This window comes from Actinoplanes sp. NPDC021490, assembly GCF_055562135.1.
Map to the genome: position 1 here is coordinate 670,181 of NZ_JBVHFW010000003.1, position 23,507 is coordinate 693,687.

The following is a 23,507-nucleotide window of genomic DNA, read 5'->3' on the forward strand; positions in this document are numbered from 1 at the left end:
ATTCCCCCCCACCCCCCCCCCCCCCCCCCCCCCCCCCCACCCCACCACCAAACCTCACACTTCGCCCCCCCCGCGCCGGCCCCCGATCTCGTCCCCCCCCCCCCGCCGCTCTGTCTTTCGAGCGTCACCCCTCACGCAGGTCGCGCGGGTGGGCCGAGCGCTCCGGACGCGTCTTCGCGTGGTCGAGCGTCACCCTCACGCACGTCGCGCGCGTTGGACCGAACGCTGGACGCGTCTTTGCGTTGTCGAGCGTCACCCTTACGCAGGTCGCGCGGGTGGGCCGAGCGCTGCGGCCGTGTCTTTGCGTTGTCGAGCGTCACCCTCACGCACGTCGCGCGGGTGGACCGCGAGCGCCCCCGCTCCGGACGTGTCTTTGTGTTTTCGAGCGTCACTCTCACGCACGTCGCGCGGGTGGGGCGAGCGCTCTGGACGCGTCTTTGTGTTTTCGAGCGTTACCCCTCACGCACGTCGCGCGGGTGGGCTGAGCGCTCTGGACGCGCCAGCGGCCAGCTCGGCCCGGCCGGGCCCTCGGCGTGAGCGGCGGTCTGCACCCACCACCCCGCCACGACATCGGTTTGAGGGTTATGACTCTTGAGGGTTATGACTTGGCCACGACTACACGAGCTCGCGTTTGCGGTCGCGGGAGGATTTGACCAGGCTGGCGACCGTGGCGATGCCCAGGGTGCCGATGATGATGACCAGGGAGAGCCAGATCGGGATCTCGGGCGCCCAGTGCACGCCGTGGCCGCCGTTGATGAACGACAGGTTGTTCGTGTGCAGCGCCTCGAAGAAGAGCTTCACGCCGATGAAGGCGAGCACCGCGGCCAGGCCGTAGTTGAGGTAGACCAGCCGCTCGAGCAGTCCGCCGAGCAGGAAGAACAGCTGCCGCAGACCCATCAGGGCGAACACGTTGGCCGTGAAGACCAGGTACGGCTCCTTGGTGATGCCGAAGATCGCCGGGATCGAGTCGAGCGCGAACAGCAGGTCCGTCGTGCCGATCGCGATCATCACGATCAGCAGCGGGGTGAACAGGCGCTTGCCCGTCTCGGTGACCACGGTCATCTTGCCGCTGTCGAACGACGACGACACCGGCAGGGCCCGCTTGGCCCACCGGATCAGGATGTTCTCCTTGAAGTCCTCCTCGTCGTTCTCACCCTCCTTGAGCAGGGTGATCGCGGTGTACACGAGGAACGCGCCGAAGATGTAGAACACCCAGGAGAACTGCGAGATCAGCGCCGCGCCGGCCGCGATGAACAGGCCGCGCATGATCAGAGCCAGCACGATGCCGATGAGCAGCACCTTCTGCTGGAACTGCCGGGGCACGGCGAACCGCCCCATGATGATCATGAAGATGAAGAGGTTGTCGACGCTCAGCGAGTATTCGGTGAGCCAGCCGGTGTAGAACTCCGCGGCGGGCTGGCCGCCCGCGAAGAACCAGAGGCCGCCACCGAAGGCCAGCGCCAGGGCGATGTAAAAGGCCACCCAGCCGCCCGACTCTTTCATCGAGGGCTCATGCGGTCGCCGCCCGATGATCAGAAGATCAACGGCGAGAACGGCGACAACGGCAACCAGGGTGACGATCCACACCCAGGCGGAGATGTTCAACAAGGACCTCCGGCAGACACGGTTCGGCGCTGCGCGCCCGCACCGGGGGTAATCGGCTCGGAACAGCGTCGTGCGACTGTCGGAGGTCTCTTCCGCCGCCTCTGTCACTGGCGACCGCCGGCCCCGGGCACGCCCTCAGGGGTGGGCGCTCCGTGTTGACGAGACCGGCACGGGGGAATACTCCCCTCCTACGGCAGCCATTGTGTCTCATCGAATGGCACAACGGCAGAGCACCCCGGGAAACCGTGTCGAGTCTCTCGGCTCAACACGCCCATATGCTCCCTTTCACGGTACCTCGCGGTCTCTTCCGCCTCACCCATTGAAGCCCTTCACTCCTGTTCGCTCCCGTGCTGACCTGGACAAATGCCGCGGCGGGAGGCCCGCGGGCTCCACTTGGTCGCGGGGCGCCGACAATATTGATGTGATGTCCCACCCATATGAGGCGGGCTTCCTAGGAGGCTAGTTTGGTGGGTCCTGTGGCAGGCTTCCGGCATGGTTCTCGAGGTCGCCCTGATCGACATCACGCCCGGCTCGGAAGACGCCTTCGCCGCCGCCTACCAGACCGCCCACCCCATCCTGGCCACCACGCCGGGCTGCCGCTCGGTGCGGATGACGCGCGGCATCGAGTCGCCGTCCCGATTCGTGCTGCTGGTCGAGTGGGACGACGTCGAAGCCCACGAGAAGAACTTCCGCGCCACCGAACGCTTCGAGCAGTGGCGTGGCCTGATCGGTCCGTACTTCGCCAAGCCGCCGCTGGTCGAGCACTACCTGGACGTCGTTCCCTGATCGCGGGACGTGGCTGATAGCCGCACGCCGCGCGGCTTACCAACCCGCGGGCTGCGCGCCAGGCGACCTCCGGGGGCAGGCCGACCGACGCACGCCGGGCCGGGCCAAGCCGGGCGGCGCACGCCGGGCCCGGCCAAGCCGGCCGGGCCGAACCAAGCCGGGCCTGGCCTGACCTGGCGGCGCACGCCGGGGGCCAAGCCCGCCGGGTCGAGCCAAGCCGGGCCGGGCCAAGCCGGCCGGGCCAAGCCGGCCGGGTCGGGGACGGGTCAGTCGCTCGACGGGTCGCCCTCGGTGAGGCAGTAGAGGCCGCCGGCCGGGTCGCGGAACGTCGACCAGTGCGGCCACTCGCCCAGGAACGTCGCGCCCAGCGACTCGTGCCAGATCCGTGCGGCCGGGATGTCGGAGCAGGACACGTCGAGATGGGCCGAGGCGGGACGTTCCTCGCCGAGGCGCTGCAGCAGGAACCGGACCGGGATCGGGGGCCGGGGCTGCAGGCGCACGAACTCGTCGACCTGCACGCCCACGTCCAGCTCCCACTCGGTCAGCGTCTGCCAGAAACGCACCTCCTGGTCGTACACCGACGGGGACAGGTCGAAGCAGAGCTGGTGCGGGCGCAGGCTGATGCCGCCGGGACCGTTGTAGGGCCGGGGCCGCACGTGCTGACCCTTCCAGGCCGCCGTGCAGAAGAGCAGGCCGGCCGGGGAGCTCAGCGTCTGCCAGTCACCGTGGTCGGCGCGGACCGTGGCCCCGGCGGTGAGGGCCCGGCCGTTGAAGGCGGCGAGGTCGTCGACCCAGATGTCCGGATGGTGGCCGCCCGGTCCCTCGCGTACGCCCTGGATCTCGAGCCAGTCGTCGCCGGCCGCGGTGTGCAGCCGCACGAACCCGGGGTGCTGCTGCGGCGCGGGCTCGGAACCGGTGACCGTCGCCCAGAACGCGACGGCGGCGTCGAGCTTGTCGGACGGCCGGTCGAGGAAGGCATCCACCCAGCGAATCATCAAACGCACATACCCGGCCCTCAGCGCCTGATGCGCCTCACCACGGCCCAGGTGACGCGCCTGGACGAAGTCAGGCGGGCCGCTGGTAACGAGCGCGCCGGCCCTGCTCCTCGAAGCCCAGCCGCCGATAGAGCGCCGCCGCACCCGGGTTGTCGACGTTGACGGTCAGCCAAGCGTGATCGACACCTTCGGAGGAGCGCATGCGGGTCAGCGCCTCGGTGATCAGCGCGGCGGCCAGGCCCCGGCGGCGGGCGAACGGCATCACGCCGACCTGCACGATCCAGCCCCGGGCGGCCACGACGAAGCCGGCGTCGCCCAGGTCGGGCAGGGTCACGAGCAGGGAGCAGGAGGGCAGGAAGTCCTCGTCCTGTTCGTTCTCGGCGATCCACTCGTCGGCCGGGTCGCCGGGGAAGCCCGGCCAGTCGCGGAACGACGCGTCATACGTCGTGTGGAACCGCCGGGCGATGCCGGGCCCGTCCCAGGTCGAGACGGTCACCCCGTCGGGCCACGTCACCGGAGGCAGGGTCAGATCGTCGATGCGCATGACGTCCTCGGCGAACGTCTGCCGCAGCCCCCGCGACTCGAACAGCGCCACCGCGTCGTCGGTGAGGGTCTCGGACTCGACGGTGGCCGAGGGGGCCAGCGCGAGCCCCCGGTCGAGCACCTCGGCGCCCAGTCCCCGGCCCCGGGCAGCCGGGTCGACAAGCCCGGTGAAGAACGGCCCGGGCCGGACGGCCCCGGCGGCGAGCAGGGAGCCGTCGCCGGCGGCCAGCCCGAAGACCGTCCCGGCCCAGCGCCGCCCGAGGAACCCCGGGTCGGTCGCCAGCGGCATCCCGCCGTCGGCGGCATAACACCGTTCGGCCAGGGCGAGCAGTTCCTCGGACAGGCCGGTCAGCTCGGTCCACGTGGTTTCGCCGGTCGAAGTCACCCGGCCAGAGTAGCCACGGCCCCCGGGCGGATCGAACTATTTCACCCCCGCAGCGTCCATGCCCCGCAGCTCCTTCTTGAGCTCGGACATCTCGTCACGGATGCGGGCGGCCAGCTCGAACTGCAGCTCGCGGGCCGCGCCCAGCATCTGCTCGTTGAGATCCTGGATGAGCTGCGCCAGCTCGGCCCGGGCCATGCCCTGGCGGGCGGGCGCCGCGCCGCGGCCCTTGGACCGCGTCTCGGGCACCGGCGCCTTGCCGCGGGAGATCTGCCGGCCACCGCCGCCGACCATCGGGTTGACCGCGGCGTCGGTGTCCTCCGCCTCGCGGTAGATGTCGTCGAGGATGTCGTGGATCCGCTTGCGCAGGGCCTGCGGGGTGATGCCGTTGGCCTCGTTGTGCGCGATCTGCTTGGCCCGGCGCCGATCGGTCTCGTCGATGGCGTCGCGCATCGACGGCGTCATCTTGTCGGCATACATGTGGACCTCGCCCGACACGTTACGGGCGGCGCGGCCGATGGTCTGGATCAGCGACCGGCCCGAGCGCAGGAAGCCCTCCTTGTCGGCGTCGAGGATCGCGACCAGCGACACCTCGGGCAGGTCGAGGCCCTCGCGCAGCAGGTTGATGCCGACGAGCACGTCGTAGTCGCCCTTGCGCAGCTCTTTCAGCAGCTCGACGCGGCGCAGCGTGTCCACCTCGGAGTGCAGGTAGCGCACGCGGATGCCGTTCTCGAGGAGGTAATCGGTCAGGTCCTCGGCCATCTTCTTGGTCAGCGTCGTGACCAGGACCCGCTCGTCGCGCTCGGTGCGCAGCTTGATCTCGTGCATGAGGTCGTCGATCTGGCCCTTGGTCGGCTTGACCACCACCTGCGGGTCGATCAGGCCGGTCGGGCGGATCACCTGCTCGACGAACTCGCCCTGGGCCTGCTGCATCTCCCACGGGCCGGGCGTGGCCGACAGGAACACCATCTGGCCGACCCGCTCGAGGAACTCGTCGAACCGCAGCGGACGGTTGTCGGCCGCGCTGGGCAGCCGGAAGCCGTGCTCGATCAGGATGCGCTTGCGGGACGCGTCGCCCTCGTACATGCCGCCGATCTGCGGGATCGTCACGTGCGACTCGTCGATGACGGTGATGTAGTCGTCGGGGAAGTAGTCGAGCAGCGTGAACGACGGCTCCCCGGGCGATCGGCCGTCCATGTGCATCGAGTAGTTCTCGATGCCGTTGCAGAACCCGACCTGCCGCATCATCTCGACGTCGTACTGCGTGCGCATGCGCAGCCGCTGCGCCTCGAGCAGCTTGCCCTGCCGCTCGAACTCGGCCAGCCGCTCCTCGAGCTCGGCCTCGATCTGGCGGATCGCGCGCTCCATGCGCTCGGGACCGGCCACGTAATGCGACGCCGGGAAGATGACCAGCTGGTCGACCTCGCGGACGATCTCACCGGTCAGCGGGTGCAGGTAATAGAGCTTCTCGATCTCGTCGCCGAACAGCTCGATGCGGACCGCGAGCTCCTCGTAGGCCGGGATGATCTCGAGGGTGTCGCCCCGGACCCGGAACGTGCCCCGCTGGAAGGCCATGTCGTTGCGCGAGTACTGAATGTCGACCAGGCGTCGCAGCACCTGGTCACGGTCGACCACGTCGCCGACCTTGACCGCGACCGAGCGATCGAGGTATTCCTGCGGGGTGCCCAGGCCGTAGATCGCCGAGACGGTCGCCACCACGATCGTGTCGCGCCGGGTGAGCAGCGACATGGTGGCCGAGTGACGCAGCCGCTCGACCTCCTCGTTGACCGACGAGTCCTTCTCGATGTAGGTGTCGGTCTGGGCGATGTAGGCCTCGGGCTGGTAGTAGTCGTAGTAACTGACGAAATATTCGACGGCGTTGTTGGGCAGCAGCTCGCGGAACTCCTTGGCGAGCTGGGCACACAGCGTCTTGTTGGGGGCCAGCACGAGCGCGGGCCGCTGCAGCTTCTCGATCAGCCACGCGGTCGTCGCGCTCTTGCCGGTGCCGGTCGCGCCGAGCAGGACCGTGTGACGATCGCCGCCCCGAACTCGCCGGTCAAGCTCGGCGATGGCCGTCGGCTGGTCACCGGCCGGCTGGAATTCGCTGATGACCTCGAAGCGGCCATCGAGTCGTGGGATGTCGAGCGCCATGGAAACCACCGTACGTCGAGGGTCTGACAAGTTTTCGCCGCCGCTTGCGGGGCCCGCGTGCGATGGGTGCACATTCGCCCCGTCCGGCGGCATTGTCCGGCGTTGCGCGGCCCGCCTAACCTGTTCGGGTAGGCCGCTCGCGGCGGTCGCCCGGCATCGAGCGGGATCATCAAACGGTCCCCTCGGCCGGCCTGTTGGTTGTTGCGCCCCGGCTCACGGCGAGCGCACCCGCTGATGGTCGCGCCATGCGCTGACCAGCCGCCGCGAGCGCCCTTCCTTCAACCCCACGATCAAACCCGGCATTCCGTACGCCTCCCCGCGCGCCCCAAATCCCCCAGGGGCCCCGGCGTCAGGGGCTCGGCTGCCAGCCGGTCGCCTCGGCCCACTCGTCGGCGGCCCGCGCCTCCTCGTCGAACCACGGTTCCTTCGCGTCGGCGTAGGTGTAGCGGTCCTGGTGTTCGGCCGCCCACCGCTGTTTCGCGTTCGCGTAACCCTCGCGCGCCTCGGCCACCGTGCGCAGGTGGTCGCGCATCAGGAGGGCGAACCGCCAGCCCGGGGAGCCGGTCACGCGGACGTGCAGGTTGACCGGGCGGCCGGGGTCGGAGCAGCCGTGCAGACGCTTGGGCCAGGTCTGGCCGGGCATGCCGCGCGCATTGTCGACCCACTCGCCCGAGCGCTGCGGGAAGCCCACCGTGCCCAGCCGGGGAGCCAGCGCGTCGGCCTCGTCGAGGGTCCGGACGGCCAGCATCAGGTCGATGATGTCCTTGGCCGGCAGCCCGGGCACGGCGGTCGAGCCGATGTGCGACACCGTGGGGCCGTCGGGCAGCGCGTGCCGGATCCGGGCGATCAGGCGGGCGGCCTGGTCGGGCCACGTCGGGTCGGCCGGGGCGATGTGCAACCGGCGGTCGGGCCGCGCGCAGGTCCCGGCGCGCAGATTCTCCTCGTACGGCCGGAGGCGCCACTTGTAGAGCTGGTCGACCCGGGCGTTCAGGTCGTCGAGGGTGCCGTCGTTGGCGAGCACCACGTCGGCGGCGCGGCGGCGGTCGGTGTCGGCGGCCTGCGCGGCGATGCGGGCCCCGGCCTGCTCGGCGGTCATGCCGCGGGTCTCGACGAGCCGGCGGATGCGCTGCTCACGGTCGGCCTCGACGACGATCACCAGGTGATAGGAGGGAGCCAGCCCGGTCTCCACGAGCAGCGGCACATCGTTGACGACGATCGCGTCCGGCGGCGTGCCCCGGGTCAGTTCGACCGTCCGCGCCCGTACGCGGGGATGAATGATCTTTTCGAGCGCACGCCGGGCCGCGTCGTCGCCGAAGACCTCGGCCGCGAGTGCCGGACGATCAAGGGCGCCCTCGCTCGTCAGAACGCCCGGCCCGAACGCCGCCACGATCTCGGCCAGCCCCTCGGTGCCGGGGGCCACCACCTCGCGGGACAGCACGTCGGCATCGATGATCACCGCGCCGCAGCGCGCGAGACGCCGCGCCACGGCACTCTTGCCGGCCCCGATGCCGCCGGTCAGGCCCACCTTCAACACAGGACCCAGTATCCCGGCGGGAGCGACCGGCCGCTCACCCGCCGCGGTGATATTCCGGTGACCGAGGAAACCAGTCACCCGGAACAGCGAAGGCCGCCCCGACCGGAGTCGGAGCGGCCTTCAGCTGACCTGAACTAGCGAGCTAACTTCAGCTCTTGCCGCCGGCGAGCTTCTCGCGCAGGGCGGCGAGGGCCTCGTCGGTGGCCAGGGTGCCGGCCGGCTCCTCGGACGCGCGGGCCGGGGCCGGCGAGCTCGACGAGGTGCTGGACGACGTCGAGGTGGTCGTGCCGCCGGCCGGAACCGGGTTGAGCGCGGCCTCGGCGTCGGCGTCGCGGGACGCCTGCACCTGCTTGGTGTGGGCCTCCCAGCGCTCGCGGGCGTCGGCGTACTGCTTCTCCCACGTCTCGCGCTGCTTGTCGAAGCCTTCGAGCCACTCGCCCGTCTCGGGGTCGAAGCCCTCGGGGTAGATGTAGTTGCCCTCGGCGTCGTACGTCGCGGCCATGCCGTAGAGGGTCGGGTCGAAGTGCTCCTCGCCCTCGACGAAGCCCTCGTTGGCCTGCTTGAGCGACAGCGAGATCCGGCGGCGCTCCAGGTCGATGTCGATGACCTTGACCAGAACGTCCGAACCCACCTGGACGACCTGCTCGGGCAGCTCGACGTGACGCTCAGCCAGCTCGGAGATGTGCACCAGGCCCTCGATGCCGTCGTCCACGCGGACGAAGGCGCCGAACGGAACCAGCTTGGTGACCTTGCCCGGCACGATCTGGTTGATCGCGTGGGTGCGGGCGAACTGGCGCCACGGGTCTTCCTGGGTCGCCTTCAGCGACAGGGAGACGCGCTCACGGTCCAGGTCGACGTCGAGAACCTCGACCTCGACCTCCTGGCCGACCTCGACAACCTCGGACGGGTGGTCGATGTGCTTCCAGGAGAGCTCGGAGACGTGCACCAGACCGTCGACGCCGCCGAGGTCGACGAACGCGCCGAAGTTGACGATCGAGGACACGACGCCCTTGCGGACCTGGCCCTTCTGCAGCTTGTTGAGGAACTCGGTGCGAACCTCGGACTGCGTCTGCTCGAGCCAGGCGCGGCGGGACAGGACCACGTTGTTGCGGTTCTTGTCCAGCTCGATGATCTTGGCCTCGAGCTCGCGGCCCACGTAGGGCTGGAGGTCGCGGACACGACGCATCTCGACCAGAGAGGCCGGCAGGAAGCCGCGGAGGCCGATGTCGAGGATGAGGCCACCCTTGACAACCTCGATGACGGAGCCGCGAACGACGCCGTCGTCCTCCTTGATCTTCTCGATGGTGCCCCAGGCGCGCTCGTACTGAGCGCGCTTCTTCGAGAGGATCAGACGGCCTTCCTTGTCCTCCTTGGTGAGGACGAGGGCTTCGATGTGGTCGCCAACCGACACCACTTCCGCGGGGTCCACGTCATGCTTGATCGACAACTCGCGCGAGGGGATGACACCCTCGGTCTTGTAGCCGATGTCGAGCAGGACCTCGTCCCGATCGACCTTGACGACGGTGCCTTCGACAATGTCGCCGTCGTTGAAGTACTTGATGGTCTCGTCGATGGCGGCGAGGAATGCTTCCTCGGACCCGAGATCGTCGACGGTGACCCTGTTGGCGCTCGAGGTGGCCTCGATGCTGCTCGTCATGTGGACTGTTGCTCCGAACGGATGGATTCGTGGTGTCTCTCGCGCGCCGCGGAACTGCCGGCGGGCACGGCACGAACAACATCCGAAGGACCAGGCAACCCAAGAGGACCAGAATCCTTGCAGTCGATCATGTCGAGACCGACGACCACGGAACCTGCTCCCTGCCGAGGCACACGATCCGCGAGCGCATCGACTAGCTTACCGTGCGCATTACCACAGGTTGCAAGCCCTCCTGACGAGCCAGGCACAATGTTCGGCGGAAACCCCGCAGCATGCCCGTTATGTCGGCAAAAGTGCCGCTGCCACGCGGTGCCGTACCGTGTTCGGGTGACCGAGATCAACTCGACGGGATCCGACGCGCCCCTCCGGCAGGAGATCACCGACGACGAGAGCCGGGTCGCCAGCCGCGGCTGGTGGGACTCCGACGCCGACGACTACCAGGCCGAACACGGCGCCTTCCTGGGCGATCTCGACTTCGTCTGGTGCCCCGAAGGGCTGCGGGAGGCCGACGCGCGGCTGCTCGGTGACGTGCGCGGCCGGCGCGTTCTGGAACTCGGGGCGGGCGCGGCGGCCGGCGCCCGATGGCTCGACGGGCAGGGCGCCGAGGTGACAGCCCTCGATCTCTCGGCCGGAATGCTGCGGCATGCCCGCGAGGCCGGGGCGCGTACGGACGTAAGGGTGCCGCTGGTGCAAGCCGACGCACTGGCCCTGCCGTTCGCGGACAGCGTATTCGACATCGTCTGCACCGCCTTCGGGGCGATCCCGTTCGTGGCCGACTCGGGCGCCGCCATGCGGGAGGTCGCACGCGTCCTGCGTACGGGGGGAACGTGGGTCTTCTCGATCACCCACCCGATGCGCTGGATCTTCTGGGACGAGCCGGACGAGACGGGCCTGGTCGCGCGCAACTCCTACTTCGATCGCACGCCCTACGTGGAGACCGACGAGAAAGGCGTTCCCTCGTACGTCGAACAGCACCGCACCCTGGGCGACCGGGTGCGCGAACTGGTGGCCGCCGGGTTCGTGCTGCGCGACCTGATCGAACCGGAGTGGCCCGCCGGGCACGAGGGGATCTGGGGCCAGTGGAGCCCGCTGCGGGGCCGGCTGTTCCCGGGCACCGCGATCTTCGTGTCCGACCTGCGCTGACCTCCCTGCCGCGGCTACCGAAGCAGAGATCAGCGCCGCCTCTTCCCTGGTCACCCGCCCGGTGACGGTCCACCCGGCGGCCGTTTCCACCGCGAACTGCCGGGTATCCGCCGGTCATGGCCGATGCGAACAATCTCAAAAAGGGCGACGACGTGACCTGGAAGAGTCACGGGCAGAACGTCCACGGCGAGGTCGAGCAGAAGATCACCAAGCGCACCGAGGCGGCCGGCCGCACGGTCGACGCCTCCCCCGACGACCCCCAGTTCAAGGTCAAGAGCGACAAGACCGGGCGCGAGGCGGTCCACAAGCCGGGGGCGCTGAAGAAGGATGGCTGATCCGGACACCTACACCGAGTTCAAGGACGCGGTGAACATGACCGCGGGCGAGCTCGGGAAGTGGCTCGAGACCGACGAGGCCAAGGACGTGGGCCAGAAGTCGTCGCCGGGGAGCGAATCGATCGGCCACGACTCCGGCCGCAAGATCATCAAGATCCTCGGCATGAAGAAGGCCGACCTGACCGACGCCGACGAGGCCCACATGCGCAAGGTCGTCGGATACGTGCACCGGCACCTCGCCCAGCGGCCGCAGGGCGACGTGAAGGAGACGAAGTGGCGCTACTCACTGATGAACTGGGGGCACGACCCGCTCAAGAAGTGACGCCTCAGATCGGGATGCCGGTCTCGAGCAGGGTGCCCATCACGGCCAGCGCCGCCGGGATCATGCGGTAATAGACCCACGTGCCACGGCGGTCGCTGTCGACCAGGCCGGCCTCGCGCAGCACCTTGAGGTGATGCGAGATGGTCGGGCCGGTCAGATGGAACTCGCCGGTGAGGTCGCACACGCACACCTCGCCGCCGCGGGCCGAGGCGATCATCGACAGCAGCCGCAGGCGGACCGGATCGCCCAAGGCCTTGAACATAGGCGCGAACGTGTCGGCCTGACTCGAATTGAGCGGCTCGCGGGTGAGCGACCCGCCTCCGCCACTGGAAATCCCCATCGTTTGGCTCCCCATGGCCACACCCTTGCAAAGCCCCGCAACCACGGCGTGATCCAGCCCGGTCACGGTGCGCATCCCCTGTCGGCCGCGGCATGCACGGCCGCGGGGAAGCGTACGCCAGAAGCCCGCCCGGCGGCGACGCGCAATCTTCCCCGCTGCCCCCGTCGGCCGGCCCGGTCCGGGCTGCAGTTGCCCGACGCCGGCCGTTACGGATCGAGCCGAGGGCCGTGCGGACGACCTGAAACTCGGCGCGCCCATCACCAACGCCTCCCCCTCTAGGCTGGGCCCGTGGGGGACAACGGGGCGCGGTCGGGCATTCGGGAGCTCGTGCAGGTGGCCACCATGTGGCTGGGCTTCGGCGAGCCCGACGCGACCGCGGAACCGCCCGCCCGCACCGGCGTGGCCTTCCTGATCGTGCAGACCGTCGCCGCCGTGGCCTTGGCCGTCCTGGCCTCCGCCCTCTACGCCGTCGCCAAGGACGACCCGGTGCCGGCGACCTGGCCGCTCCCCTATCTGTTCCTGGTCATCCCGCTCGCGATCGCCGTGGCCCGCCACCCGGCCGCCGCGCCGATCCCGCTGGCCGCCGCCCTGCCCGCCGGCGCGCTGATCGCCGCCGTCGCGCGGACCGTCCAGCCCGGCGCCGGTTTCTGGCCATGGTTCACCGCCCTGGCCGCCGCCAGTCTCGTGGCCGGCGCCGTCTTCGGAGCAGTCTCAACCCGCAAGGCACGCCGCTAGCCCGCCGCCTGCCAACACAGCCCGCGACGGCACGGCCCGGAAGCCCGCCACCGCACAGCCCGGACAGCCCGCCCTCAGCCCGCGACCGCACACAGCCGGGACGGCCAGCCTTCAGCCCGCGACCACGCAGCCCGGACAGGCGGCACCACCACACGGCTCGCGCCAGCCCTCAGCCCGCGGCCGCAGCCCGGACAGCCGGCACCACCACACGGCTCCCGCCCGCCCGCGGCCCGCGCCCGCAGCCCGGACAGCCGGCACCACCACACGGCTCCCGCCCGCCCGCGGCCCGCGCCCGCCCGCGGCCCGCGCTCGATGCCGCAGGGTGGTCAGTGGTCGGCGCCGTTCCAGTCCTGGCCGGAGCCGACCGAGACCTCGAGGGGCACGGACAGCGGGTAGGCCTGGCCCATCTCGCGGCGCACCAGCGCCTCGAGCGGCTCGCGTTCGCCCGGGGCGACGTCGAAGACCAGTTCGTCGTGCACCTGCAGCAGCATGCGGGACTTGAGGCCGGTCTCCTTGAGCGCCTTGTCGACCCGCAGCATCGCGATCTTGATGATGTCGGCCGCGGAGCCCTGGATCGGGGCGTTGAGGGCCATCCGCTCGGCCATCTCGCGCCGCTGGCGGTTGTCGCTCGACAGGTCGGGCAGGTAGCGCCGGCGGCCCAGGATCGTCGCCGTGTAACCGTCCTGCACGGCGCGCCGCACGACGGCCTGCAAGTAGTCGCGGACGCCGCCGAAGCGCTCGAAGTATTCGTCCATCAGCCCGCGCGCCTCTTCGGTCGGGATGCTGAGCTGGTTGGACAGGCCGAACGCGCTCAGCCCGTAGGCCAGGCCGTAGTTCATCGCCTTGATCTTGCGGCGCTGGTCGGGCACGACCTCTTGGACCGGCACGTGGAACACCGACGAGGCGGTGGCCGCGTGGAAGTCGAACGCCGAGTTGAACGCCGCGATCAGCGCCTCGTCGCCGGACAGGTGCGCCATGATGCGCATCTCGATCTGGCTGTAGTCGGCCGTCATCAGCTGCTCGAAGCCCTCGCCGACGACGAACGCGCGCCGGATCCGGCGGCCCTCCTCGGTCCGGATGGGGATGTTCTGCAGGTTGGGGTCGGTCGACGAGAGCCGGCCGGTGGCGGCGACGGTCTGGTTGAACGTGGTGTGGATGCGCCCGTCGTCGGAGACTGACTTGAGCAGCCCGTCGACCGTGGACTTGAGCTTGGCGACGTCGCGGTGGCGCAGCAGGTGCTCGAGGACCGGGTCGCCGGTCTGGGCGAACAGGTTCTGCAGGGCGTCGGCGTCGGTGGTGTAACCCGACTTGATGCGCTTGGTCTTGGGCAGGCCGCGCTCGTCGAACAGGATCTGCTGCAACTGCTTGGGCGACCCCAGGTTGAACTCGCGGCCGACGACCTCGTGCGCCGCCTGCTGGGCCGATTTCACCTCGGCGGCGAAGTGCGCCTCGAGCTCGGAGAGGTATTCGGTGTCGGCCGCGATGCCCAGGTGCTCCATCTCGCCGAGCACCTCGGAGAGCGGCTGTTCGACCTCCACGAGCAGCTTCTGCGACTCGCCGCCGTCGCGCGACAGCTCCTCGGTGAGCACGTCGGCCAGGTCGAGCGTGGCCCGGGCGCGCAGCATCACGTTCTGCTCGGCGGCGCCGTTGTTGTCGTCGTCGCCGAGGCCGGAGAGCAGGTCGAGCTGGCCGGTCTCGGGTTCCTCGACCCGCAGCTCACGCTTGAGATAGCGCAGGGCGAGATCGGTCAGGTCGTAGGCCCGCTGGTCGGGCTTGGCCAGATAGGCCGCGAGGGCGGTGTCGACGCGGACGCCGGCCAGGCTCCAGCCGTGCGCGCGGATGGCCAGCGAGGCCGGCTTCGCGTCGTGCAGCACCTTGGGCCGGGCCGGGTCGGCGAGCCACCCGGCGACCGCGCGCTCGTCGGCCTCGTCGAGCGCGGCCGGGTCGAACCAGGCTGCCGGGCCGTCGCCGGTCGCCACGGCGACCCCGGTGAGCGAGCCCGTGCCGCGGCCGAACGTGCCGGTGACGGCGACGCCGACGGGGGCCTGGGCCGCGTGCTCCTCGAGCCAGCCGGCCACCTCGCCCGCGGCCAGCACCTGACCGGCGAGGTCGAAACCGGCCTCGGCCTCGGGCTCGACCGCGTCGAGATAGGAATAGAGCCGCTCGCGCAGCACCCGGAACTCGAGGGCGTCGAACACCTGGTGGACGGCCTCGCGGTCCCACCCGTGCCAGCGCACGTCCTCGGGGCGCAGGGGCAGCTCGAGGTCGGTGTGGAGGCGGTTGAGGTCGTAGTTGCGCATGACCTCGGCCAGGTGGGCGCGCAGGCTCTCCCCCGCCTTGCCCTTGATCTTGTCGGCGTTGGCGATGATGCCGTCGAGGCCGCCGTACTCATTGATCCACTTGGCGGCGGTCTTGTCGCCGACCCCCGGCACGCCGGTCAGGTTGTCGCTGGTCTCGCCGACCAGGGCCGCCTTGTCGCGATAGCGCTCGGGGGGCACGAAATACTTCGCCTCGATCGCCTCGGGCGTCATGCGCCAGACCTCGGAGACGCCACGCACCGGGTAGAGAATCGTGGTCTTGTCGCCGGCCAGCTGGAACGCGTCGCGGTCGCCGGTCGAGATGACCACGTCGTAGCCGGCCTCACGGGCCTGGGTCGACAGGGTGGCGATCACGTCGTCGGCCTCGTAGCCGGGCTTTTCGACCACGGGGATGCGCAGCGCCTCGAGCACCTCCTTGATCAGGCTGACCTGACCCAGGAACGGCTTGGGCGTCTCGGACCGGCCGGCCTTGTATTCCGCGTACTGCTCGGTGCGGAAGGAGACCCGGGAGACGTCGAAGGCGACCACGATGTGGGTCGGCTTCTCGTCGCGAAGCATATTGATCAACATCGACGTGAAGCCGAACACCGCGTTCGTCGCCTGGCCGGTCTGGGTGCTGAAGTTTTCCACCGGCAGCGCGAAGTAGGCCCGGTAGGCCAGCGAGTGGCCGTCGAGCAGCAGCAAACGGGGGGTCTGGGCGTCGTCGCTCACGTCCAGGAACTCTAGTCGTGGGGTACGACAAGCACGGGGACCACCCCGCTGGCCTTACAACACTTTGCTGAGGAATGCCCTGGTTCGCTCATGCTGCGGGTTGCCGATGACCTCGCGCGGCGGTCCCTGTTCGACCACCACACCGCCGTCCATGAAGATCAGGTTGTCGCCCACCTCGCGGGCGAAGCCGATCTCGTGGGTGACGACGACCATGGTCATGCCGTCGGCGGCCAGGTCCTTCATCGTGTCGAGCACCTCGCCCACCAGCTCCGGGTCGAGCGCGCTGGTCGGCTCGTCGAACAGCATCAGCTTGGGCCGCATGGCCAGGGCCCGGGCGATGGCGACGCGCTGCTGCTGGCCGCCGGAGAGCTGCCCGGGATAGTTGCTGATCTTGTCGCTCAGGCCGACCCGTTCGAGCAGGGCGGTCGCCCGGTCGCGGACCTCGGCCTTGCTCTCCCGCTTGACCCGGCAGGGCGCCTCCATGACGTTCTCGAGCACCGTCATGTGCGGGAAGAGGTTGAAGCGCTGGAAGACCATGCCGATCGACTGGCGCTGCTTGGCCACGTCCCGCTCGCCCAGCTCGTGCAGCTTGCCGCCGCGCTCGCGATAGCCGACCAGGTCGCCGTCGACGAGGATCCGGCCCGCGTTGATCTTTTCGAGGTGGTTGACGCAGCGCAGGAACGTCGACTTGCCGGAGCCCGAGGGCCCCAGCACGCAGCACACCTCGCCGGCCTTGACGACCAGGTCGATGCCCTTGAGGACCTCCAGCGAGCCGAACGACTTGTGGACGTTGTCGGCCCGGACCATCTCGGCCGTGGTGTCGCTCATGTCCCCTCCCCGGTGGTGGTGATCCGGCCGCCCTGCTCGACCTGGATGTTCCGCAGGTGCTGCTTGGCCCGGGCGCCGGCGCCATAGCCCCGGCCGTAGTGCCGCTCGAGGAAGTACTGGCCGACCATCAGCACGGTGCAGATGATCAGATACCAGATCACGGCCGCCACCAGCACCGGGAACACCACGAAGGTCCGTGCGGAGATGTTGTTGAGCTGGAACCACAGCTCGCCGGCGACCGGCACGAACGCCACCAGCGACGTGTCCTTGACCATCGCGATGGTCTCGTTGCCGGTGGGCGGCACGATCACCCGCATGGCCTGGGGCAGCACGATGCGGCGCAGCACCTGGAAGCGGCTCATGCCCAGGGCCACCGCCGCCTCGCTCTGGCCGGTGTCGACCGACTGCAGGCCGGCCCGGACGATCTCGGCCATGTACGCGGCCTCGGACAGGCCCAGCGCGAGCATGCCGGCCACGAATCCGGCGAGCAGGTCGACGGCCCGGATGCTGTAGAACTGCCCGTTGAAGTTGTCGATGCCGAACAGCTTGCCGATCTGCTGGTCGAACGGCAGCCCGAAGCCGATGCGGCTCCACAGGATGTTCAGGTTGCCGAACAGGATGGCCAGGATCAGCCGCGGCACCGCCCGGAAGAACCAGGTGTAGACGAACGCCACCGACGACAGGACCTTGTTCGGCGAGAGCCGCATGACGGCGAGGATCACGCCGAGCCCGATGCCGATCGCCATCGAGGCGACGGTCAGCAGCAGCGTGCCGCGCAGGCCCTCGAGGACGGGGCCGGTGAACATGACCCCGCGCTTGCCGTCCTCGTAACTGACGAAGATGTACGACCAGCGGAAGTTGTCGTTGGTCACCAGCATGTGCACGAACATCGCGACGAGCACCGCGATGACCGCGATCGACACCCAGCGCATGGGGTGCCGTACGGGCACGGCCTTGATCGCCTCAGGCCGTGCCCGTTCGGTGGTGGACTGCTCGCTCATCTAGTGGATCAGACCGAGGGGTTCACTTCGGGCGCGGTGATCGCACCCGCGGTAACGCCCCACTTGTCGAGGATCTGCTTGTACGTGCCGTCCGCGATGAGCGCCTGCACGGCCTCGCCCAGGACGTCCGCGAACGCCTTCTGGTCCTTGGCCACGACATAGCCGTACGGGGCCGAGTCGTAGATGTCGCCGACCAGCGCGAGGGTGCCCTTGGTCTGCTTCACCGCGTACGCCACGATCGGCGAGTCGGCCAGCATGGCCTCGTCCTTGCCGGTGTTGACGGCGTTGGTGGCGTCCGACTGCTTCTGGTACTGGTCGATCGTGATGGCCTTCTTGCCGGCTTCGGTGCACTTCTTGGACCGGGCCTGCAGATCTTCCACCTGTACGGTCGCGGTCTGCACGGCGATCTTCTTGCCGCAGACGTCGTCCGGGTTGATCGTCACGCCGGTCTTGGCGGCCCACTGGGTGCCCGCCGAGAAGTAGGAGACCATGTTGACCTCCTTCAGCCGGTCCGCGTTGATCGTGAACGACGAGACGCCGACCGCGTACTTGTCGCTGCTCACGCCGGGAATGATGCTGTCGAAGGTGGCCGAGGTCCACTCGGTCTTCAGGTTCAGCTTCTGCGCGACCGCGTTGAACAGGTCGACGTCGAAGCCGATGACCGTCTTGCCGTCGCTGTCCAGGTACTCGTTGGGCGCGTACGACGAGTCGGTTCCGATCGTCAGCTTGCCCGCGGCCTTGATGTCGGCCGGAACCTTGTCGGCGAGGCCGGTGTCGGCGGACGCGCTCGGCGCCGGGGCGGAGCCCGTGCTGGAGTCTTCCGACTCCGAGCCGCAGGCGCCGAGCGACAACGTCAGCGCCGCCGCGGCGGCCAGGCCGAGGATCGCCCGGCGGCCGGGGGTGGTGCGCAACATGGTGACTCCCAATCGAAAGAAATCGTTTTAAGCGACGCCGAGGTAGGCGTCCTTGACCGCCGGGTCGTGCAGGAGTTCGGCGCCGGTGCCCTCCTTGACGATCCGGCCGGTCTCCAGAACGTACGCGCGGTGGGCCCGGGACAGTGCCTGTTGGGCGTTCTGTTCCACCAGCAGCACGGTCGTGCCCTGCTGATTGATCTCCACGATGATGTCGAAGATCTGCTGGATCAGCATCGGCGCCAGACCCATCGACGGCTCGTCGAGCAGCAGCAGCTTGGGCCGGCTCATCAGCGCCCGGCCGACGGCCAGCATCTGCTGCTCACCACCGGAGAGCGTGCCACCGGGCTGCTTCTCGCGCTCCTTGAGCCGCGGGAACAGGGTGAAGGCCCGGTTGAGATCCTCGTCGATCTCGGCCCGGTTGCGCCGCGTGTAGGCGCCCATCTCGAGGTTCTCCCGCACCGTCATGCCCGGGAAGATGCCCCGGCCCTCGGGCGACTGGGAGACGCCACGGATCACCCGCAGGTCGGCGCGCAGTTTGGTGATGTCCTGCCCGTCGAACTTGATCGTGCCCTGGGACACCGGCCGCAGGCCCGAGATGGCCCGCATGGTGGTCGACTTGCCGGCGCCGTTCGCGCCGATCAGCGCCACGACCTCGCCCTCGCCGACGGTCAGGCTGATGCCGTGCAGGGCCTGGATGCGCCCGTACGCCAGCGTCACGTTCTCCAGCTCAAGCAGCATCGGTGGGCACCCCCAGGTACGCGGCGATGACCGCCGGGTTGTCCCGCACCTGCGCGGGCGTCCCCTCGGCGATCTTCTTGCCGAACTCCAGCACGACGATCCGGTCGGTGACGCCCATGACCAGGCGCATGTCGTGCTCGATCAGCAGCACCGTCACGCCGGTGTCGCGGATCCGGCGGATGAGCCCGAGCAGCTCCTCCTTCTCGGCCGGGTTGAAGCCGGCGGCCGGCTCGTCCAGGCAGAGCAGGGTCGGGTCGGTCGCCAGGGCCCGCGCGATCTCCAGACGACGCTGCTCGCCGTAGGAGAGGTTGCGGCTCACGTCACCCGCCCGGTGCGCGATACCGACGAAGCGGAGAAGTTCGAGCGAGCGGGCCCGGCCCGACTTCTCTTCCTTCCAGAACCGCGGCAGCCGGAACAACGCGCTGATCACGCTCGTCTTGTGGTGCGCGTCCGCGCCCACCATGACGTTCTCCAGCGCGGTCATCTCCGGGAAGAGCCGCACGTTCTGGAAGGTGCGGGCGATGCCGCCCCGGGTGATCTCGTGCTTCTTCTTACCGACCACCGACTCGCCCTGGAACCGGATCGCTCCGCTGGTCGGCCGGTAGACACCGGTCATCGCGTTGAAGCACGTCGTCTTGCCGGCGCCGTTCGGGCCGATCAGCCCGAAGATCTCACCCTTGCGGAGCGAGAAGCTGACGTCGTTGAGCGCGACGACACCGCCGAAGCGCAGCGTCACGTGATCGACCTCGAGCAGAACGTCCTCACCCCGTACGGGGGAAGGGTTGGGCTCGGTTGCGGAGCCGCCCGTGTGAGCGGGCTCGTCCACGGGGCGCTCGTTCCGGCGGTCAAGCTCCTCCGGAGTCTCCTGATGCGGCTCACTCATGACCGGCCCTCCGCTGCGCTCCGGGACGGCGTTCCTGGGGTACTGAGCCCAATGGTGCCTTCGCTTCGCTCAGTCACTGCGGAGCCACCTCCTTCTCCCGGTCCTTGAGCTCCATCGCGCGGCGGCGGCTGGGGATCAGACCCTGCGGCCGCAGCACCATGATGATGATGATCACGAGACCGAACAGCGCGAACCGGTACTCGTACAGGTCGGTGTCGCCCACCGAGATGCCCCGCAGGCGGTCCGGGATGTACGAGATCAGCGCACCACCCAGGATCGCGCCGGCCATGTTGCCGGAGCCACCCATGACCACGCCCGCCAGCACCAGGATCGAGAACTGGAGCACGAACGTCTGCGAGTTGATGAAGCCCTGCTCGCCGGCGAACAGCACACCGCCCAGGCCACCGATGAACGCGCCGATGGCGAACGCCCACAGCTTGTACTTGATGGTCCGAACGCCCATGATCTCGGCGGCTTCCTCGTCCTCGCGGATCGCCAGCCACGAACGGCCGACCCGGCTCCGGTCGAGGTTCCGTACACCCAGGATCACCAGGATGATGACCACCAGGCCGAGCCAGAAGTACGGCACCGCGTCGGTCACGCCGAAGATCGGCTCGCCGTTCCAGATGCCCGGCGGGTGCGGGATGCTCGCGAAACCACGGTCGCCGCGCAGCGTCGTCGTGCTCGTCGCGAAGATGCGGATGATCTCGGCGAAGCCGAGCGTCACGATGGCCAGATAGTCACCGCGCAACCGCAGCGTCGGCCAGCCCAGGACCAGGCCCGCCAGCATCGTCAGCGCCAGCGCGACCGGCACCGCCATCAGCCATTTCCAGCCCGTGTCGGCGTAGAGGACCGAGTCGGGCGAGGTCAGCAGGGCCGTGCCGTAGGCGCCGACGGCGAAGAAGCCGACGTAACCCAGGTCGAGCAGGCCCGCGTAGCCGACCACGACGTTCAAGCCCAGCGACAGCAGCACGTAGTACGACATGTTGAACAGGGCGCTCGGCCAGTCGATACCCTCGGTCACGATCTGCGGGCCGAGCCCCGGGATGTCGCCCGCGTACGGCAGCAGGAACGCCAGCACGAGCGCGATCAGGACGACCACGCCACGCACCCATGTCGGCTGCCGGCCGAACCAGCCCCGCACTCCGCCGTTGGAGCGGAAAGTAGCCTTCTCGCTCACGCTCATGCTGTGCCCGCCTTCGGCATGCGCTCCCGGCCCTCGCCTGCGAGGCCGTCGTCATGTGCGGCTGAGTGCCGCTCGGTGCAGTCGCTCATGCCCTTGCCCTTCCCAGCGATTCGCCCAGCAGACCCGTCGGGCGGAACAGCAGGATGACGACGAGCAGCACGAACGAGGCCGCGTGCAGCCACTGCGAACCGAACAGACCCGCCGCGTAGTTCTGCAGGACACCCAGGAGCAGGCCGCCGATCAGGGCGCCCCGCAGGTTGCCGATGCCACCCAGCACCGCCGCCGCGAACGCGTCGATGCCGAGCAGGAAGCCCGCGTCGTACCGCGTCACACCGATCTTGAGGTCGTACATCACCGCCGCGATGCCCGCCATGAGGCCGCCCAGCAGGAAGACCAGCGCGATCACCCGGGACTTGTTGACACCCATCAGCGCCGCGCTGTCCGGGTTCTGCGACACCGCGCGGATACCCCGGCCCAGACGTGAGCCGTTGATGAAACGATCCAGCGCGAACATCATCACCAGCGCCAGCACGATGATGAGGACCTGCAGGTTCGTGATCGTCGTGTCGCCGATGGTGATCAGGGGCTTGGCCTGGATGATCGGGGGGACACCGCGCTGGTTGCGGTGCGTCAGCACACCGGTCAGCTCGGAGATGAACAGCGACGCGCCGATGGCGGTGATCAGGAAGGCCAGCGGCGGGGCGTTGCGGCGGCGCAGCGGCCGGTAGGCCACCAGCTCGACGCCGATTGCCGTCGCGCCCGAGGCGACGATCGCCGCGACCAGGCCGAGCACCAGGTAGAGCAGCATCCCGCCGACCGAGGGGGCGGACGAGTTCTGGTCCAGACCGAACAGGCCCCACACGAACAGACACGCGTACGTGCCCATCAGGAAGACCTCGGAGTGGGCGAAGTTGATGAGCCGGAGCACACCGTAGACCAGCGTGTAGCCCAGGGCGAACAACGCGATGATCGCGCCCTGGGCCAGACCCGTCACGGTGAGCGGCCCGAAATCATTGATCAGACCGGAAAAATCCACAGAGGGGCTCCAAAACGACGAGGTCGGTGCGGCCGGAGATCATCCGGCCACACCGGCCCTACAGAGAGTTAGCGCTGACCGATCAGGAGGTCTTGATCTCCACGTCGGACTTGGCGTCGCCGGAGTTGTCGAACTTGAACGCCCACACCTTGATCAGCGAGGGGTCCAGCTCACCGGTTTCGGTGAACTTGTAGGTGTTCGCGATGCCCTTGTAGTTCACCGTCTTCAGGAAGTCGTTGAGCTTCTGCGTGGTGGTGTTCCCCGCGTCGATGCCCTGAAGGAAGATGTTCGCGGCGTCGAACGCGACGTCGGAGTACGTGCCGGCGTCCTGGTTCCACTTCGCCTTGTAGTCGTTGACGAAGGTGCCACCCGCCGCCTCCGGCGGCGAGCAGGGGCAGGTCACGACGGTGCCGACCGCGGCCGCGACACCCGACGCCTTGGACAGGCCCGGGTCCTTCATGCCGTCGCCGCCGAGCAGCGTGCCCTTCCAGCCGGCCGCAGTGAGCTGCTTCCGGATGATGCCCGCGTTCGTGTAGTAGCCGCCGTAGAACAGCGCCGTGGCGCCGCTCGACTGCACCTTCTGCACCAGGGCCGAGAAGTCGGCCTGCTTGCCGTCGCCCTCGGTCTTGTCCGTGGCGACGACCAGCGCGCCGAGCTTGGACTTGACCACGTCGGCCAGGCCGGCGCCGTAGGCCGACTGGTCGTCGGCGACGAAGACCTTCTGGGCCTTCAGGTTGTCCTTGATGTACGCCGCGGCGGCCGGTCCCTGCGCGTCGTCGTTGGCGACGGCGCGGTGGAAGACCTTCCAGCCCTTCGACGCCAGCGACACGCGGGTCGCCGACGGGGTGATCGTCGGGATGCCGGCCGACTCGAAGATCGGGTCGGCGGCCTCGGACTCGCCGGAGAACGGCGGGCCGACGATACCGAGGATCTTCTTGTCCGCCACCAGGCTGCGAGCGACACCGGGCGCGACCGAGGCCTCACCCTGGGAGTCGAACTTCGCGACCTCGATACACGTAGAACCCTTGGACTTGTTGTACTGGTCGATAGCCAGCTCGAAGCCCTGCTCGATGTTCACACCGAGGTTGGCGGCCGAGCCGGTCAGAGCGCCGAAGAACGCGAGCTTGTAGCCGCAGTTCCCCTCGCTCGCGGTGTCATCGCTGCTCGATCCGCTGTTACAAGCAGCAGCACCGGCGATGAGCCCGATGATGGCCACCCCGCCGATGGCTCGTGCGAGAACCTGCCTCAAGGTTGGAACCCTCCTCCATACGAACCCACCGAGCCACTGCTGGTCGATTGGCACTTGCGCGCGCCGGCGACCACCCGTGCCCCGTTATGGGGCGGGACGTTATCCCAGGTTCATG

General features: G+C 69.1%; 21 protein-coding genes. 5 read left to right on the plus strand and 16 right to left on the minus strand.

The features are described from left to right. Positions 1-615: 615 nt before the first annotated feature. Entirely contained in the window at positions 616-1,605 is a 990-nt protein-coding gene (locus ACZ3I4_RS11470) for a TerC family protein (protein WP_465381787.1), read from the minus strand. A gap of 492 nt (positions 1,606-2,097) precedes the next feature. On the opposite strand from ACZ3I4_RS11470, the gene ACZ3I4_RS11475 reads away from it, so the two are divergent. After that, entirely contained in the window at positions 2,098-2,391 is a 294-nt protein-coding gene (locus tag ACZ3I4_RS11475; protein WP_465381788.1) for an antibiotic biosynthesis monooxygenase family protein, read from the plus strand. Positions 2,392-2,657: 266 nt separating this feature from the next. On the opposite strand, the gene ACZ3I4_RS11480 is transcribed toward ACZ3I4_RS11475, so the two are convergent. From ACZ3I4_RS11480 to rpsA, 5 genes are all read right to left on the minus strand, one after another. After that, the gene (locus ACZ3I4_RS11480; RefSeq protein WP_465381789.1) at positions 2,658-3,386 is read right to left on the minus strand and encodes a VOC family protein; all 729 of its coding nucleotides are present in this window, start codon (positions 3,384-3,386) and stop codon (positions 2,658-2,660) included. A 70-nt stretch (positions 3,387-3,456) separates the two neighbouring features. After that, the gene (locus ACZ3I4_RS11485; protein WP_465381790.1) at positions 3,457-4,314 is read right to left on the minus strand and encodes a GNAT family N-acetyltransferase; all 858 of its coding nucleotides are present in this window, start codon (positions 4,312-4,314) and stop codon (positions 3,457-3,459) included. Between the two features lie 36 nt (positions 4,315-4,350). Further along, positions 4,351-6,462 carry an excinuclease ABC subunit UvrB gene (gene uvrB, locus ACZ3I4_RS11490; protein ID WP_465381791.1) on the minus strand — a complete coding sequence of 704 codons (2,112 nt, stop codon included), beginning with the start codon at positions 6,460-6,462 and terminating at the stop codon, positions 4,351-4,353. A gap of 349 nt (positions 6,463-6,811) precedes the next feature. Then, positions 6,812-7,996 (minus strand): dephospho-CoA kinase, encoded by a 1,185-nt coding sequence (gene coaE, locus ACZ3I4_RS11495; protein ID WP_465381792.1) that lies wholly within the window; start codon positions 7,994-7,996, stop codon positions 6,812-6,814. A gap of 148 nt (positions 7,997-8,144) precedes the next feature. Further along, positions 8,145-9,653: a 30S ribosomal protein S1 gene (rpsA, locus tag ACZ3I4_RS11500; RefSeq protein ID WP_465381793.1), complete on the minus strand. Its 1,509-nt coding sequence runs from the start codon at positions 9,651-9,653 to the stop codon at positions 8,145-8,147. A gap of 327 nt (positions 9,654-9,980) precedes the next feature. Here rpsA and ACZ3I4_RS11505 point away from each other — a divergent pair, with 327 nt between their 5' ends. The 3 genes from ACZ3I4_RS11505 to ACZ3I4_RS11515 all read left to right on the plus strand — a co-directional run bounded on the left by ACZ3I4_RS11505 (position 9,981) and on the right by ACZ3I4_RS11515 (position 11,453). Further along, positions 9,981-10,796 (plus strand): class I SAM-dependent methyltransferase, encoded by an 816-nt coding sequence (locus tag ACZ3I4_RS11505; protein WP_465381794.1) that lies wholly within the window; start codon positions 9,981-9,983, stop codon positions 10,794-10,796. A gap of 116 nt (positions 10,797-10,912) precedes the next feature. Beyond that, positions 10,913-11,131 (plus strand): hypervirulence associated TUDOR domain-containing protein, encoded by a 219-nt coding sequence (locus tag ACZ3I4_RS11510; protein WP_465381795.1) that lies wholly within the window; start codon positions 10,913-10,915, stop codon positions 11,129-11,131. Further along, complete coding sequence (locus tag ACZ3I4_RS11515; RefSeq protein ID WP_465381796.1) at positions 11,124-11,453, plus strand: DUF3140 domain-containing protein; 330 nt, start codon at positions 11,124-11,126, stop codon at positions 11,451-11,453. Before ACZ3I4_RS11510 ends, ACZ3I4_RS11515 begins: the two co-directional genes overlap by 8 nt. 4 nt (positions 11,454-11,457) lie before the next feature. On the opposite strand, the gene ACZ3I4_RS11520 is transcribed toward ACZ3I4_RS11515, so the two are convergent. Next, positions 11,458-11,793: an ArsR/SmtB family transcription factor gene (locus ACZ3I4_RS11520; RefSeq protein WP_465381797.1), complete on the minus strand. Its 336-nt coding sequence runs from the start codon at positions 11,791-11,793 to the stop codon at positions 11,458-11,460. A gap of 288 nt (positions 11,794-12,081) precedes the next feature. Between ACZ3I4_RS11520 and ACZ3I4_RS11525 the strand changes: the two genes are divergently transcribed. Then, on the plus strand, positions 12,082-12,528 hold the full coding sequence (locus ACZ3I4_RS11525; RefSeq protein WP_465381798.1) for a hypothetical protein: 447 nt from the start codon (positions 12,082-12,084) through the stop codon (positions 12,526-12,528). A 326-nt stretch (positions 12,529-12,854) separates the two neighbouring features. Here the strand turns inward: ACZ3I4_RS11525 and polA are convergent, their stop codons facing one another. From polA to ACZ3I4_RS11570, 9 genes are all read right to left on the minus strand, one after another. Then, positions 12,855-15,557: a DNA polymerase I gene (gene polA / locus ACZ3I4_RS11530; RefSeq protein ID WP_465381799.1), complete on the minus strand. Its 2,703-nt coding sequence runs from the start codon at positions 15,555-15,557 to the stop codon at positions 12,855-12,857. A 54-nt stretch (positions 15,558-15,611) separates the two neighbouring features. Beyond that, positions 15,612-16,385: an amino acid ABC transporter ATP-binding protein gene (locus ACZ3I4_RS11535; protein ID WP_465381800.1), complete on the minus strand. Its 774-nt coding sequence runs from the start codon at positions 16,383-16,385 to the stop codon at positions 15,612-15,614. After that, entirely contained in the window at positions 16,382-17,386 is a 1,005-nt protein-coding gene (locus ACZ3I4_RS11540) for an amino acid ABC transporter permease (RefSeq protein ID WP_465381801.1), read from the minus strand. Before ACZ3I4_RS11540 ends, ACZ3I4_RS11535 begins: the two co-directional genes overlap by 4 nt. 8 nt (positions 17,387-17,394) lie before the next feature. Further along, positions 17,395-18,300: an ABC transporter substrate-binding protein gene (locus ACZ3I4_RS11545; protein ID WP_465381802.1), complete on the minus strand. Its 906-nt coding sequence runs from the start codon at positions 18,298-18,300 to the stop codon at positions 17,395-17,397. 27 nt (positions 18,301-18,327) lie between these two features. Next, positions 18,328-19,038: an ABC transporter ATP-binding protein gene (locus ACZ3I4_RS11550; RefSeq protein ID WP_465381803.1), complete on the minus strand. Its 711-nt coding sequence runs from the start codon at positions 19,036-19,038 to the stop codon at positions 18,328-18,330. Next, on the minus strand, positions 19,028-19,921 hold the full coding sequence (locus ACZ3I4_RS11555; RefSeq protein ID WP_465381804.1) for an ABC transporter ATP-binding protein: 894 nt from the start codon (positions 19,919-19,921) through the stop codon (positions 19,028-19,030). The genes ACZ3I4_RS11550 and ACZ3I4_RS11555 overlap by 11 nt, the downstream gene beginning before the upstream one ends. A 73-nt stretch (positions 19,922-19,994) precedes the next feature. After that, positions 19,995-21,101, minus strand: a complete 1,107-nt coding sequence (locus tag ACZ3I4_RS11560) for a branched-chain amino acid ABC transporter permease (protein ID WP_465381805.1) — start codon at positions 21,099-21,101, stop codon at positions 19,995-19,997. Positions 21,102-21,192: 91 nt separating this feature from the next. Further along, positions 21,193-22,143: a branched-chain amino acid ABC transporter permease gene (locus ACZ3I4_RS11565; RefSeq protein ID WP_465381806.1), complete on the minus strand. Its 951-nt coding sequence runs from the start codon at positions 22,141-22,143 to the stop codon at positions 21,193-21,195. An 82-nt stretch (positions 22,144-22,225) separates the two neighbouring features. Beyond that, the gene (locus tag ACZ3I4_RS11570; RefSeq protein ID WP_465381807.1) at positions 22,226-23,392 is read right to left on the minus strand and encodes a branched-chain amino acid ABC transporter substrate-binding protein; all 1,167 of its coding nucleotides are present in this window, start codon (positions 23,390-23,392) and stop codon (positions 22,226-22,228) included. Between the last annotated feature and the right edge of the window lie 115 nt (positions 23,393-23,507).